This is a genomic window from Reyranella sp. (assembly GCF_004296935.1).
Classification (GTDB): domain Bacteria; phylum Pseudomonadota; class Alphaproteobacteria; order Reyranellales; family Reyranellaceae; genus Reyranella.
The window spans coordinates 1-12,567 of record NZ_SCVH01000071.1 but is presented as its reverse complement, the minus strand read 5'-3'; the positions used below and the strand labels follow the sequence as shown (position 1 = coordinate 12,567).

The following is a 12,567-nucleotide window of genomic DNA, read 5'->3' as shown; positions in this document are numbered from 1 at the left end:
ATGCCCTTTGCATTCGATCTGCCCGCCATCTTCGCCTTCGTCATCGCCTTCGCGATCTTCGCCTATGTCGTGATGGACGGCTTCGATCTCGGCATCGGCATCCTGTTCCCGGCGCTTCCGCCCGGCCGCGAGCGCGACAGCGCCATGAACTCCATCGCGCCGGTGTGGGATGGCAACGAGACCTGGCTGGTGCTGGGCGGCGGCGGGCTGCTGGCGGCCTTTCCGCTTGCCTACGGCGTGATCTTTTCGGCGCTTTACGCGCCGATCATCGCCATGCTGCTGGCGCTCGTTTTCCGTGGCGTCGCCTTCGAGTTCCGTTGGCGCGATCCCGGCCACCGCGCCATCTGGGACATGGCCTTCAACGTCGGCTCGACCGTCGCCACGCTCGCACAGGGCATCACGCTGGGCGCCCTGCTGCAGGGTATCGTGATCCGCGATCGCGGCTATGCCGGCGGCTGGTTCGACTGGCTGACGCCGTTCAGCCTGCTGGTCGGCGTCAGCCTGGTCTGCGGCTACGCGCTGCTGGGCGCCACGTGGCTGATCATGAAGAGCGAGGGCCCGCTGCAGGAGCGCTGCTATCGGCTGGCGTTTCGCCTTGGCATCGTGGTGATCCTCGCGATGGCCGCGGTGAGCGCCTGGACGCCGTTCCTGCGCGACGCTTACTGGCTGCGCTGGTTCGCCTGGCCGCAGGTTCTGTTCACCGCCCAGGTGCCGCTGCTGGTCGTCATCGCCTCGGCCACCTTCTTCCTCGGTTTGCAGCGGCAGCACCACTACATACCGCTCCTGATGGCACTGGCGCTGTTCACGCTCGGTCTCGCCGGCCTCGGCATCAGCCTCTATCCCTATGTCGTGCCACCGGCGATTTCGATCTGGGATGCCGCCGCGCCCGATGTCAGCCTGAAGTTCATGCTGCCGGGTGTACTGGTGATGGTGCCCATCATCCTCGCCTATACCGGCTATTCTTACTGGGTCTTCCGCGGCAAGACCGGCCACGAGGGCTACCACTGACGTGAAACCGACGGCGCGACAGTTGCTGTGGTTCGTGGGTCTGTGGGCGGCCGGCGTCGGCGTGACCGCACTGGTGAGCTACGGCATCAGGTTATGGCTGAGATGACGCCTTACACCACGCGCCGCGTCGGCCGGCAGTTGAAGGCGAGCGGCTTTGCACTGCCACCGTTCTCGCGCAAGGTCGCAAGATCGTCACGGCCGGCCCATTCGTTGGTCGTGTCGACGTAGCGGAAACCCTGGTCGGTCGGCTGGTATTCGAGACGCCACGTCCTGCCATCGAGCGTCACCGAGGCCCGGTTCTTGGCGTAGACCACCGACACTTCCTTGCGGCCGTCGCAGAGATAGGCGATGCCCTGTGGTGTCGGATCGTCCGGCGCGGGCCGTGGAATCAGGCTCGTCTGGGGTTGCTGCTCGGCGGTGCAGCCGCACAGCAGGGCAATCGCGACAATCGACAGGCGCTTCATCCTGCGCTTTCCTCCCTGGGTCGGCAGCTTAAGGAATTCGGGGGAACGTGCAAATGCCACTCTTCAAATTGCGCGATGGCGCGGAACTCTACTACGAGCGGAACGGCAGCGGCCCACCTTTGTTCCTGGTGCCGGGCCTGGGCGGCGATGGCCGTTTCTGGGAGTCGAACGCAGCCGAGCTCGCCCGGTCTTTCACGGTGGTCGTGCACGACCACCGCGGGACCGCGCGCAGTACGCTGTCCCGGCTCACCTACAGTGTCGAGCAGATGGCCGACGATGCCCTGCAGCTCATCGAGGGGCTGGGTTACGACCGGGTCCATTGGTGCGGCCACTCGACCGGCGGTGCCATGGGCCAGGTGCTGGCCATCGACCATCCCGGCCGCATCGACCGGTTGGTGCTGAGTTCGACCTGGGCCAAGACCGACGCCTTCTTTCGCCGCCTGTTCGAGGTCCGCTCCCTGATGCTGCGCGAGCTGGGGCCGGCCGCCTACCTGAAGGCGAGCGCGCTCGCCCTCAACATGCCGTCCTGGGTGCGCGACCACGATGCTGACCTGGTCGCCGCCGAGGGCCGGGCTGCCGAGACCATTCCGGTGCCGGAAATCGTGCTGTCGCGCATCGCCGCCATCGTCGCCCATGATCGTCGCACCGAGCTTCAGAAGGTGCGGGTGCCGACCCTGGCCATTTGCGCGCGCGACGACACCGTAACGCCGCTCTATTTCACGGAGGAGCTGGTTCGCCTGATCCCGGGTGCACGGGCTTATGTGCTGGCGGACGGCGGCCATGCATATCCGAACGTGCATGGCGCGGAGTTTCGTCGTGTAATGACTGCCTTCCTGTTGGAGTCCTGATGCCCATGAATATCGAGCCCAAGATCGCCGCCTTCGCCCACGAACTGACCGCCATCCGCCGCGACATCCACGCCCATCCCGAACTGGGCTTCGAGGAGGAGCGGACCAGCACCATCGTGGCGCAGAAGCTGAAGGAGTGGGGCCTCGAGGTCACGACCGGCATCGGCAAGACCGGCGTCGTCGGCACCATCAGGGTCGGCAACAACCCGCGCGCCATTGGGCTCCGCGCCGACATGGACGCGCTGCCGATGGACGAGCTCAACACCTTCGACCATCGCAGCACCCACAAGGGCCGCATGCATGCCTGCGGTCACGATGGCCACACCACGATGCTGCTGGGCGCCGCCAAGTATCTCTCGGCGACGCGCAACTTCGACGGCACCGTCCACCTCATCTTCCAGCCGGCCGAGGAGGGCCGCGGCGGCGCCGAGGCAATGGTCAAGGATGGACTGTTCGACAAATTTCCCTGCGAACAGATCTTCGGCATGCACAACCGGCCGAAGCTCGACGTCGGCAAGTTCGCCATCCGCTCCGGTCCGCAGATGGCGGGCGGCGGCCTGTTCGACATCCACATCACCGGCAAGGGCGCCCATGGCGCCCGACCGGAGACCGGCATCGACCCGGTGATCATCGCCACCCAGATCATCTCGGCGCTGCAGAGCGTGGTGTCGCGCAACGTGGCGCCGCTCGATTCGGCGGTGATCTCGGTGACGCAGATGCACTCGGGCGATGCCTACAACGTCATCCCGCAGGAGGCGGTTCTGCGCGGCACCATCCGTGCCTTCCGCAAGGAGACCATGGCGCTGATCAAGGAGCGCATCGAGACGATCTCCGCCGGCATCGCCAAGACGCTGGGTGGCAGCGCCAAGGCCGACGTGCGCATCGCCTTCCCGCCGCTGGTCAACGACAAGGACGCGGTGAAGTTCATCGCCGACGTCGCCGCCGGAATCGTCGGCCACGAGAACATGAATCGCGAGGGGCCGTACGTCATGGCGTCGGAGGACTTTTCCTACATGCTGGAGAAGGTGCCGGGCGCGTTCATCAATATCGGCAACGGCGGCGGCGAGGGCGGCTGCGAGGTGCACAATCCGAGCTATGATTTCAACGACGAGATCCTGACCCTGGGAGCCACGCTGTGGTCGCGCGTCGTGGAGACCAGGCTCGCGAAGGACGCGCGCTGAGGGGCATGAGGTGACGAACGCTCCACCCGACGCCAGGCACTGGTTGCTCAGGGATCTGCCCTATGCCGCGATGCTGGCGCTCGCGGTGGGTGGTCTCGTGCTCACCAGCTTCCGCGGGCCCACGACATACTACTATTGGATGGCGCTGGCGCCGATCTATGGGCTGATCTGCATCATCTCGGGCTGGCGCCACCTCGACACGGGCGCCGGCCACATGCGCCTGATGGTTACCCAGGCGTTGCACTGGCTCGCCTTCGTCGGGGCCATGTGGCTGATGTTCCTGCCCGAGGTGCGCGGCATCGACAGCGACAATGCCACCAGTCTCACGCTGCTGATCCTGCTGGCCCTCGGCACCTTCGTCGCCGGGGTGCACGCGAAGGTGTGGCGCATCTGTGCGGTGGGTGTGTTTCTCGCGGCCTCTGTGCCGGCGGTGGCGTGGGTCCAGGAATCGGCCATGCTGCTGCTGGTCGCCGCGCTTCTGCTGTTCTTGGTGGGCGTGGCTTTCTGGTGGATGTGGCGGCGCGAGACCGGGCGGCTGTGACGGAAATCGTCCTGTGGAGCGACTACGTCAGTCCCTACGCCTTCGTCGCCAAGGCGTGGGCCTACCAGCTTGAAGCCGATTACGACATCGCCATTGCCTGGAGGCCCTACACGCTCGACATCGCTTCGTTCCAGGGATCGGTGGCCGAGCGCGACGCCCATCACTGGCGTCGCGTGCGCTATGCCTACATGGACGCCCGGCGTTTTGCCAACAAGCAGGGCCTGACGCTGATGGGTCCGAAGAAGATCTTTTACGCCCGGCCGGTCAATGCCGGCATGCTCTATGCCCAGCAGCACGATGTCTTCCGCGCCTACAACGATCGCGCGTTCGACCGCTTCTGGCGGCGTGAACTCGATCCTGAGAGCCCCGAGGCCGTTGCCGCCGTGCTTGTCGAGGCGGGCGCGCCTCAGGGTTTCGAGGACTATCTCGCAGGCGAAGGCGGGGCCGAACATGACCGCCTGCGTCTCGAGGCCGAGGCATCGGGCGTCTTCGGCGTGCCCACCTTCGCCTTCGACGGTGAACTGTTCTGGGGTGGCGACCGGATCGGCCTCTTGCGCGAACGGCTCGACGAGAAGGGTGTGAGGCGGCGCTAGCCGGCGGTTGACTCAGATCAAGCGGTGCGTCCCGGCAAAGGTCTAGGCTTCTGCATGGAGAACGGGAGGAGCGGCCATGAGCGCAACCGACCTCGGCGTATTCGACAAGACCCTTCAGGAATCCAATCACTGGCTCAAGCTCATGATGGTCGAGCTTGGAACCGACAGTCATCGCGCGGCGTTCGGCGCCCTGCGCGGCACGTTGCATGCCCTGCGCGACCGGATCGGGCCGGAGAACGCCGTCCATTTCGGGGCGCAGCTTCCGATGCTGTTGCGCGGCGCCTACTACGAGGGCTGGCATCCGGCTGCGACGCCGACCCGCGAGCGCCATCTCGCGGACTTCATCGAACATGTCGCGGCCGAACTGCCGCGTGCCGGAGAGATCGAGGCCGGGGCGGCTGCACGGGCCAGTTTTGCCGTCATGGCCCGGTGTCTGGATCGCGGGGAAATGTTGAAACTGCGTCATCTTCTGCCGCATGAAGCCCTGAACCTCTGGCCCGATGAGTTGCTGCGCGATGCTTAAGCCGAAACGCCCCCGCACATGGGTCGTGGTCGCCGACGGCGCCCGGGCCCGCTTCTTCGTAGCGAGCGAAGACACCAACAAGTTTGTCGCCGCGCGGCAGGCCGACCTGATCGCTCCGGAGAGCCGTGGGCATGCCCGTGACCTCAAGAGCGACAAGCCAGGCCGCAGCTACGCCTCGTCCCGGAGCGGCGCGCGCCACGCGCTCGAGCCGGCCCATGATCCGCACAAGCTCGAGAAGCACCGCTTCTCGGCGGTGCTGGCAGAGACGCTCGACGGTGCCTGTGGGCGCCGGGAGGTCGACCATATCATCCTGGTGGCGCCGCGCCGCAGCCTTGGCGAACTGCGCGGCTTGATGACTGCGCGTGTGCAGCGCTGCATCGGCAAGGAGGTCGCCAAGGACCTGACCAACGAAACAGTGGCGAGCCTGTGGCGGCGTCTCGGATCGCTGGTGAAGCCCGCCCGCTAGGCGGGCAGGGCTGCCCGCAGGGAGAGGCAATGAAGTTCAAGGACCGTGCCGAGGCGGGCCACAGACTGGCTGAGGCCTTGAGCGCCTATGCCGATTGCAAGCCCATCGTTCTGGCGTTGCCACGCGGCGGCGTGCCGGTTGGTGCGGCCGTGGCGACCGCCTTGGGCGCACCGCTCGACCTCGTTCTCGTGCGCAAGATCGGCGCGCCGGACCAGCCGGAACTGGCGCTGGGGGCCGTCGTGGACGGCGGTGCGCCCATGATTGTGCGCAACCCAGGGATTCTGGCCGCAACGGGCACGAGCACAGCCGACTTCGACGCGATCGGCGCACGGGAATTGGCGGAAATCGAGCGTCGGCGCGGCCGCTATCTCGGCACGAGGGCGCCGGCCGACGTCGCCGGGCGGGTCGTCATTGTGGTCGACGACGGTATTGCAACGGGGGCGACCATGCGCGCCGCGCTGCGCGCGACCCGACAGCGTGGCCCGGCCCGGCTGGTGCTGGCAGTCCCCGTGGCATCGTCGAGTGCCCTGGCGTCGCTGCGGTCGGAAGTCGACGAGGCCGTCTGCCTGACCTGTCCCGAGGGCTTTCGTGGGGTTGGGCAGTTCTATGACGATTTTCGCCAAGTGACGGACGACGAGGTCGTCGCTCTGTTGGCGCGCCCACCAAACGACCCACCGCCCGTTCGTGTTTAGAAGAGCGGCCACCGTCGATCATGCTGCAAGAGGGAGTCATGCCCTACGCGTCGAACCATGCCCTTCCGCCGTCGGTGCGCAATCACCTGCCGCCGCCGGCACAGGACATCTATCGCGAGGCCTTCAACCACGCCTGGCAAACCTATGCACTCGACCCGCGGCGCGAGGAGATCTGCCATCGGACGGCCTGGGCGGCCGTCAAGCATCGCTATGTCAAGGGCGAGGACGGAGATTGGCGCTCCCGCCGCTAGGCAGGGGCTTCTAGGGCTCCGGCGGACGATCGAGCGAGCGATCGATGCGCTCGTGCAGTTTCTTCACGTCGCCACGCTGCTTCTGGGCCCGCTCCTTGAGCAGCCGCTTGGCCCGCCGGAAGGCGTCGTTGACGGCGAACTGCGGATTGGAGAACCGGTCGTCGGCTTGCGGGGTCTGATCGATGTTGATGTCGATGCCGCCCGGCAACGTCATGTGGATGTTGGCGCTGAACAGGCCGCTGGTGCGGTGGTGCTTGTCGGGAATCTTGACCACGACATGGCAGGCGGTCAGGCGGCCGTAGAGCTGCTCCAGCGTCTCGACATGACCGGTGATCATCTGGCTCAGCGCATCGCTGGCATCGCCACCCTGGAAGCTGATTTTGAGGGGTGTTTCCAAGTCGATCCTCCCTGCGATGCAACGGCGTTCTCAATGAACGTGGGGCGCGCGCAACAGGTTGCAAGCGGTCGAGGTGCGGCATTTGTCGTTGACGGTGACCGGCACCAACAAACGCTCCTGCGCCGCAGCGGGCGCCGTCGCGAACGCGGGAGGAAGAAGGCTGGCTAGTCGCCGGCAACGGCGGCGCGATGCTCCGGCGTGAGGCCGGAAGGAGTTCGCACGACACGATGCGTTACCATGCGGTGATGCAGGCCGCGGATCGTGTCGCTTCCCCGGGTCAGGCAGAGCCATGGAAAGAAGCCATGTACGAAGCAGGCAAGTGCGCCAACCATCATCCGGCTGCCGAAGCCGAAGGACATGGCCATGTGCTGGAGGTAGGTCTCGTTGACCGAGGCGGGGTGGTCGGTGAAGCGGCGGATCATTGGATAATTCTACCGGCTGTGGCGGGAAACGGCTTGCTAGCTTTGCGCAATCTGGCGCAGATTTGAGAAATTCATTCCAAGGAACTGCCAATGCCTGGGAAATTATCGCTCGATTCCTTCGACAAGAAGATTCTGGATTGCCTGCAGGACGACTCGGACATGGCGCTGGCCGAGATCGCGCGGCGGGTCGGCCTCTCGACCACGCCGTGCTGGCGGCGCATCAACCGGCTGCAGGAGGAGGGCATCATCCGTGCCCGGGTGGCGCTGCTCAATCGCAAGGCGGTGAATGCCGGGGTGACCGTGTTCGTGGCGGTTCGCACCGCCCAGCACACCGCCCAATGGCTCGGCCGCTTCGCCAAGGCGGTGGCGTCGTTTCCCGAGGTCATGGACTGCTACCGCATGAGCGGCGAGATCGACTACCTGATCCGCCTCGCGCTCCCCGACATCGAGGCCTACGACGCCTTCTACAAGCGCCTGATCGCCAAGGTCGACCTCAGCGACGTCACCTCCATGTTCGCCATGGAGGAGATCAAGTCCACCACGCGGCTCCCGCTCACCTACCTCCCCTAGCCTCGGCCCGGCACGGGCTCTAGGATCGGCAGAGTTCGATCCGGGAAAGCAGGGGAAACGATGACCACGGGCCCAAGTACAGGCAAGAACCGCAAGAAGGTGCTGATCGTCGGCCGCATGCCGCAGGCCGGTCTGGACGTGCTCAAGAAGCGCGACGACGTCGATTTCGAGATCCTGGCCGACGACACGGTTCCGTCGCTGCACCCCAAGCTCAAGGACGCTCATGCCGTGACCCTGGGCGGCACGCCGTTCCGCCAGGCCGAGCTCACCGCCGCGCCGGAGATGATGGTGGTTGCCCGACTGGGCGTCGGCTTCGACGCTGTCGAGGTGCCGGCGCTCAACAAGCGCAAGATTCCGCTCATGACCACGGGCATCGCCAACTCCGTGTCGGTGGCCGAGCATGCGATGTACATGCTGCTGGCTTCGGCCCGCCTGGTGAAGAAGTACGACCGCTTCGTACGCGAAGGTGGTTGGGGTGAGCGGCTGGCCGACCTGCCGGCCGATCTTTCCGGAAAGTCGATCCTGGTAGTCGGCATGGGCCGCATCGGTTCGCGCACCGTGAAGCGTTGCGCAGCCTTCGAGATGGACGTCTTCGTTCTCGATCCCAACATCTCCGAGGCCGAGATCAAGAAGGCGGGCGCCACCAAGGTGACCGACCTCAAGGCAATCCTGCCCAAGGTCGATTTCGTCTCGGTGCATTGCCCCAAGGCGCCCGAGACGATCGACATGTTCAACAGCGAGACCCTGGCGCTGATGAAGCCCGACGCCTTCCTGGTGAACACCGCGCGCGGCGGCATCATCAACGAAGACGCGCTCTACAAGGCGCTCTCCACCGGCAAGTTGCGCGGTGCCGGCCTCGACGTGCTCGACAAGGAGCCGCCTGACGCCTCCAACAAGCTGTTCGGCCTGGAGAACGTGATCTTCAGCCCGCACATGGCCGGCGTCACCAAGGAGGCGAGCGACCGCATGGCGGTGACTGCCATCGAGAACATCCTGAGCGTGTTCGACGGCCGCCCCAACGCCGCCCATTGCGTGAACAAGGAAGTGCTGAAGTGAAGGGCCTTTAGCCCTTCACGTCCTAACCCTTCAAGAACGCCAGCAGGTCGGCGTTGAGCTGGTCCTTGTGGGTGGCGGCCAGGCCGTGGTCGCCGCCCTTATAGACCTTGAGCGTCGCGCCCTTGACGAGCTGCACCGCGCGATGGGCGGCAGCACCGATCGGCACGATCTGGTCATCGTCGCCGTGGATCAACAAGGTCGGCACGTCGAACTTCTTCAGGTCCTCGGTGAAGTCGGTCTCCGAAAATGCCTTTATGCAGTCGTACTGATTCTTGAGGCCGCCCATCATGCCCTGCAGCCAGAAGCTGTCGCGCAGGCCCTGCGTCACCTTCGAGCCGCTGCGATTGGCACCGAAGAAAGGCGTGGTCAGATCCTTGTAGAACTGCGAGCGGTCAGACGCGACGCCCCTGCGGATGCCGTCGAACGCATCGATCGGCAGCCCGCCGGGATTGGCCGCCGTCTTCAGCATGATCGGCGGCACGGCGCCGACCAGCACCGCCTTGGCGACGCGCTTCGTGCCGTGGCGGCCGATGTAGCGCGCGACCTCGCCGCCACCGGTCGAATGGCCGATCATCGTGGCGCCCCTGATGTCGAGCTTGTCGAAGAGCTCGGCGAGATCGTCGGCGTACTGGTCCATGTGGTTGCCGCCCCACGGCTGGCTCGAGCGGCCATGCCCGCGGCGATCGTGCGCGATGGTGCGGAAGCCATGTTCGGCCAGGAACATCATCTGGTCTTCCCAGGCGTCGGCTGTGAGCGGCCAGCCGTGCGAGAAGACGACCGGCGTGCCGCTGCCCCAGTCCTTGTAGAAGATCTCGGTGCCGTCCTTGGTCTTGATGGTGCTCACGCGATACTCCTTGGGAAATCGTGACAGCCGGCTCAGGGACGAGCGAGATCCTCGATCTCGTCGTCGGTCGGGAAGCGGCCGGTCTTGCTACGGGTGTATTTCAGGGCGCCATCGACGGTGACGTCGAACTGGCCAGATCTGCCGGCGCGCAGCTCGACTTCCGCCGCACCCAGTCCTTCGAGGCGATCCCTCACACGGAGGGCCTGCGGCTTGTAGCCTCAAGCGCCGCAGTATTCGATCAGGACTTTCATCCTGTTAAGGTGGCGGCCTGGGCTCGCGCCATCAAGGGGGACATCGGATGAAATACGGACCGCTCGGCCGCTCGGGCCTGATCGTGAGCAGGATCTGCCTCGGCGGCAATTCGTGGGGCGCCAAGGGCCGCCGCGGCTGGGGCAAGTTCGACGAGGCCGAGGCGCCCGCCTACTTCAGGCGCGCCCTCGACGTCGGCATCACCTTCTTCGACACCGCCGACACCTACAACTACGGCCGCTCCGAGGAGATCATGGGCGCCACGCTCATGAAGATGGTGAAGCGCGAGGAGTTCGTGCTCTCGACCAAGGTCGGCATCCGCATGAGCGATGTCGCCAACGATCAGGGCACCGGCCGCAAGCATCTGATGGCCTCGGTCGACGCCCAGCTGAAGCGCCTGCAGACCGACTACATCGATGTCTACCAGGTCCACCGCCTCGATCCGCATACGCCGGTCGAAGAGACGATGTACTCGCTCGACCAGATCGTGCGTTCGGGCAAGGTGCGCTACATCGGCGGCTCGACCATGCCGGCCTACAAGTTCGCCCAGATGCTGATGGTCGCCGACTGGAAGGGCTACGCGCGGCCGATCGCCATGCAGAACCTCTACAACCTGATCCAGCGCGAGGAGGAGCGCGAGATGAACCGCCTCTGCCACGAGCAGGGCGTCGGGCTCATTCCCTATTCGCCACTGGCCCGCGGCTTCCTCGCCGGCAACCGCAGCAAGGAAGGCGGCGGCGCCACCGAGCGTTCCAGGAACGACGCGGTGGTGAAGGCGGGAACCTACCGCGATTGCGATTGGGAGGTCGTGAAGCGCCTGAAGAAGGTCGCTAAAGCCAGGGAGGTGACGCCGGCCCAGGTGGCGCTCGCCTGGTTGCTGGCCAAGTCCTACATGGGGGCCCCGATCATCGGTGCCACCGGCCTCGATCAGCTCACCTCGGCGGCCAAGGCGACCGAGATCGCGCTCACGCCGGAGGAATCGAAGCTGCTCGAGCAGCCGTACGAATTCCGGGTGTCGCCGGAGAACTAGGGACTTGCGCGCCCCCAGCTATGAGCTTCGTCTCTTGATGGCGTGTGCGAACCATAGCGCGAGCAGGGGCAAGAAGACCGCGGCGACCCAGAACACCGGTGGCGCGCCCCAGCGGTCGACGATGGGCGCGGCGATGGGCACGCCCACCGCCTGGCCCAGGAACAGGCAGAGCGCGAACAGCGCCATGCCGGCGCCGCGCGCCTCCGGCGCCATCTGCGTGCCATGGGTCTGCAGCGTGTTGTGCAGCATGTAGAACGACACGCCCGAGACCACGATGGCGGCGAACTCGAATTCGGCCGACGGCGCCAGCGCCATGCCGGCGAAGGCGAGGCCGAGGCCCGCGCCGCCCCACAGGCAGAGGCCACGTTCGCCCAGCAGGCGCACGAGATGATGCGCCACCATCACATACATGAATCCGCCGGCGCCGAAGGCCGCGACCGCGAGGCCGATGGCGGCAAAGCCCAGGCCGAAGCGCTGATGGAGATCGGCGCCGACGAAGGTGAAAGCGCCCCAGAACACGCCACCCTCGAGCGCCACGACGATGATGACGGTGCGCGCCCACGGTCGGCGCAGCACGCGCACCATCTGGCCGACCATCGAACCCTCGGCACGCGCGCCCGGCCGGGCGATGTCGGGCCGGGCACGCATGACGACGATCAGGGCGCCGCCGGCCACGATGTAGATCGCGGCCAGCACCCAGAAGACCGAGCGCCAGCCCAGCCAGTCGCCGATCGCGCCGCCCAGTGCGGCGCCGGTCATGAGGCCCAGCGTCTGGCCGGTGAGGAAGCGGGCGAGCATGGCCTGGCGCTTCTCATAGCTCACGTTGTCGCCCACCCAGGCGATGGCGAGCGGGATGATGGCCGAGCTGGCGACGCCGGTCAGGAAGCGCGCCAGCGTGAGGATACCCAGCGACACCGCCAGCGCGCTCAGCACGCAGCAGAGGGCGGCCCCGATGCAGGCGATGGTTACCACCGGCATCTTGCCGTAGCGGTCGCCGAACGGCCCATGCACCAGCACGAATACGCCGTTGGCGAACAGGAAGGCGGTAGCCACGATCGAGGCGCCGCCGACGGTGGTGCCGAACTCGGTGGCGAGCTGGATCAGGAGCGGATCGGTCACGCGCATATTGGCGGCCGAGGCGAAGGCCGCGACCGACAGCAGCGCAATAGCGAGCGTAGGGGTGGGCCGCGGCGGGGCGGCGGAGGGGGACATCGGTAGCGGGCTTAGCGGCTGGGCGCCGCAAAGGAAAGGTCCCTTGGCGGGAGGCAGCGATGACTTATGCTGCAGGGATGATCGCAGAATTCCTCGCGCTCGCCCGCGACCCTCATGCCTGGGCCGCACTTGCCACGTTGATCGTCATGGAAGTCGTGCTCGGCATCGACAACCTGATCTTCATTTCGATCCTGACCAACAAGCTGCCGGAGCATCAGCG

General features: G+C 66.1%; 18 protein-coding genes and 1 pseudogene. 13 read left to right on the top strand and 6 right to left on the bottom strand.

Annotated features, from left to right (window positions below):
- On the top strand, window positions 1–1,008 hold the full coding sequence (cydB, locus tag EPO55_RS09265; RefSeq protein ID WP_296336383.1) for a cytochrome d ubiquinol oxidase subunit II: 1,008 nt from the start codon (window positions 1–3) through the stop codon (window positions 1,006–1,008).
- 110 nt (window positions 1,009–1,118) lie between these two features.
- Here cydB and EPO55_RS09260 read toward each other — a convergent pair whose 3' ends face one another.
- The gene (locus EPO55_RS09260) at window positions 1,119–1,472 is read right to left on the bottom strand and encodes an MliC family protein (protein WP_296336382.1); all 354 of its coding nucleotides are present in this window, start codon (window positions 1,470–1,472) and stop codon (window positions 1,119–1,121) included.
- A 53-nt stretch (window positions 1,473–1,525) separates the two neighbouring features.
- Between EPO55_RS09260 and EPO55_RS09255 the strand changes: the two genes are divergently transcribed.
- From EPO55_RS09255 to EPO55_RS09220, 8 genes are all read left to right on the top strand, one after another.
- Window positions 1,526–2,320 (top strand): alpha/beta fold hydrolase, encoded by a 795-nt coding sequence (locus EPO55_RS09255; RefSeq protein ID WP_296336381.1) that lies wholly within the window; start codon window positions 1,526–1,528, stop codon window positions 2,318–2,320.
- Between the two features lie 5 nt (window positions 2,321–2,325).
- Entirely contained in the window at window positions 2,326–3,501 is a 1,176-nt protein-coding gene (locus tag EPO55_RS09250) for a M20 aminoacylase family protein (protein ID WP_296336431.1), read from the top strand.
- Between the two features lie 10 nt (window positions 3,502–3,511).
- Complete coding sequence (locus tag EPO55_RS09245; protein WP_296336379.1) at window positions 3,512–4,042, top strand: hypothetical protein; 531 nt, start codon at window positions 3,512–3,514, stop codon at window positions 4,040–4,042.
- Window positions 4,039–4,635 carry a DsbA family protein gene (locus EPO55_RS09240; RefSeq protein ID WP_296336378.1) on the top strand — a complete coding sequence of 199 codons (597 nt, stop codon included), beginning with the start codon at window positions 4,039–4,041 and terminating at the stop codon, window positions 4,633–4,635. Before EPO55_RS09245 ends, EPO55_RS09240 begins: the two co-directional genes overlap by 4 nt.
- Before the next feature lie 76 nt (window positions 4,636–4,711).
- A complete protein-coding gene (locus EPO55_RS09235; RefSeq protein WP_296336377.1) occupies window positions 4,712–5,158 on the top strand; it encodes a DUF2267 domain-containing protein in 447 nt (148 codons plus the stop codon).
- Window positions 5,151–5,624, top strand: coding sequence for a host attachment protein (locus EPO55_RS09230; protein WP_296336376.1), 474 nt, complete (start codon window positions 5,151–5,153; stop codon window positions 5,622–5,624). Before EPO55_RS09235 ends, EPO55_RS09230 begins: the two co-directional genes overlap by 8 nt.
- Before the next feature lie 29 nt (window positions 5,625–5,653).
- Entirely contained in the window at window positions 5,654–6,316 is a 663-nt protein-coding gene (locus tag EPO55_RS09225) for a phosphoribosyltransferase (RefSeq protein ID WP_296336375.1), read from the top strand.
- Window positions 6,317–6,354: 38 nt separating this feature from the next.
- Entirely contained in the window at window positions 6,355–6,567 is a 213-nt protein-coding gene (locus EPO55_RS09220; RefSeq protein ID WP_296336374.1) for a ChaB family protein, read from the top strand.
- A gap of 10 nt (window positions 6,568–6,577) precedes the next feature.
- Here EPO55_RS09220 and EPO55_RS09215 read toward each other — a convergent pair whose 3' ends face one another.
- Entirely contained in the window at window positions 6,578–6,964 is a 387-nt protein-coding gene (locus EPO55_RS09215; protein ID WP_296336373.1) for an HPF/RaiA family ribosome-associated protein, read from the bottom strand.
- Between the two features lie 164 nt (window positions 6,965–7,128).
- Window positions 7,129–7,386, bottom strand: coding sequence for a DUF6356 family protein (locus tag EPO55_RS09210; protein WP_296336372.1), 258 nt, complete (start codon window positions 7,384–7,386; stop codon window positions 7,129–7,131).
- A 90-nt stretch (window positions 7,387–7,476) separates the two neighbouring features.
- Here EPO55_RS09210 and EPO55_RS09205 point away from each other — a divergent pair, with 90 nt between their 5' ends.
- The gene (locus EPO55_RS09205) at window positions 7,477–7,956 is read left to right on the top strand and encodes an Lrp/AsnC family transcriptional regulator (RefSeq protein WP_296336371.1); all 480 of its coding nucleotides are present in this window, start codon (window positions 7,477–7,479) and stop codon (window positions 7,954–7,956) included.
- A 60-nt stretch (window positions 7,957–8,016) separates the two neighbouring features.
- Complete coding sequence (locus EPO55_RS09200; protein ID WP_296336370.1) at window positions 8,017–9,012, top strand: hydroxyacid dehydrogenase; 996 nt, start codon at window positions 8,017–8,019, stop codon at window positions 9,010–9,012.
- A gap of 22 nt (window positions 9,013–9,034) precedes the next feature.
- Here the strand turns inward: EPO55_RS09200 and EPO55_RS09195 are convergent, their stop codons facing one another.
- Together EPO55_RS09195 and EPO55_RS09190 are read right to left on the bottom strand one after the other, a co-directional pair.
- The gene (locus tag EPO55_RS09195; RefSeq protein ID WP_296336369.1) at window positions 9,035–9,856 is read right to left on the bottom strand and encodes an alpha/beta hydrolase; all 822 of its coding nucleotides are present in this window, start codon (window positions 9,854–9,856) and stop codon (window positions 9,035–9,037) included.
- A gap of 32 nt (window positions 9,857–9,888) precedes the next feature.
- A complete protein-coding gene (locus EPO55_RS09190; protein ID WP_296336368.1) occupies window positions 9,889–10,050 on the bottom strand; it encodes an Rdx family protein in 162 nt (53 codons plus the stop codon).
- A 104-nt stretch (window positions 10,051–10,154) separates the two neighbouring features.
- On the opposite strand from EPO55_RS09190, the gene EPO55_RS09185 reads away from it, so the two are divergent.
- Window positions 10,155–11,135: an aldo/keto reductase gene (locus EPO55_RS09185; RefSeq protein ID WP_296336366.1), complete on the top strand. Its 981-nt coding sequence runs from the start codon at window positions 10,155–10,157 to the stop codon at window positions 11,133–11,135.
- Between the two features lie 18 nt (window positions 11,136–11,153).
- Here the strand turns inward: EPO55_RS09185 and EPO55_RS09180 are convergent, their stop codons facing one another.
- Complete coding sequence (locus EPO55_RS09180; protein WP_296336365.1) at window positions 11,154–12,347, bottom strand: MFS transporter; 1,194 nt, start codon at window positions 12,345–12,347, stop codon at window positions 11,154–11,156.
- Between the two features lie 80 nt (window positions 12,348–12,427).
- Between EPO55_RS09180 and EPO55_RS09175 the strand changes: the two are divergent.
- A pseudogene (locus EPO55_RS09175) lies at window positions 12,428–12,567 on the top strand (TerC family protein); the annotation flags it as partial.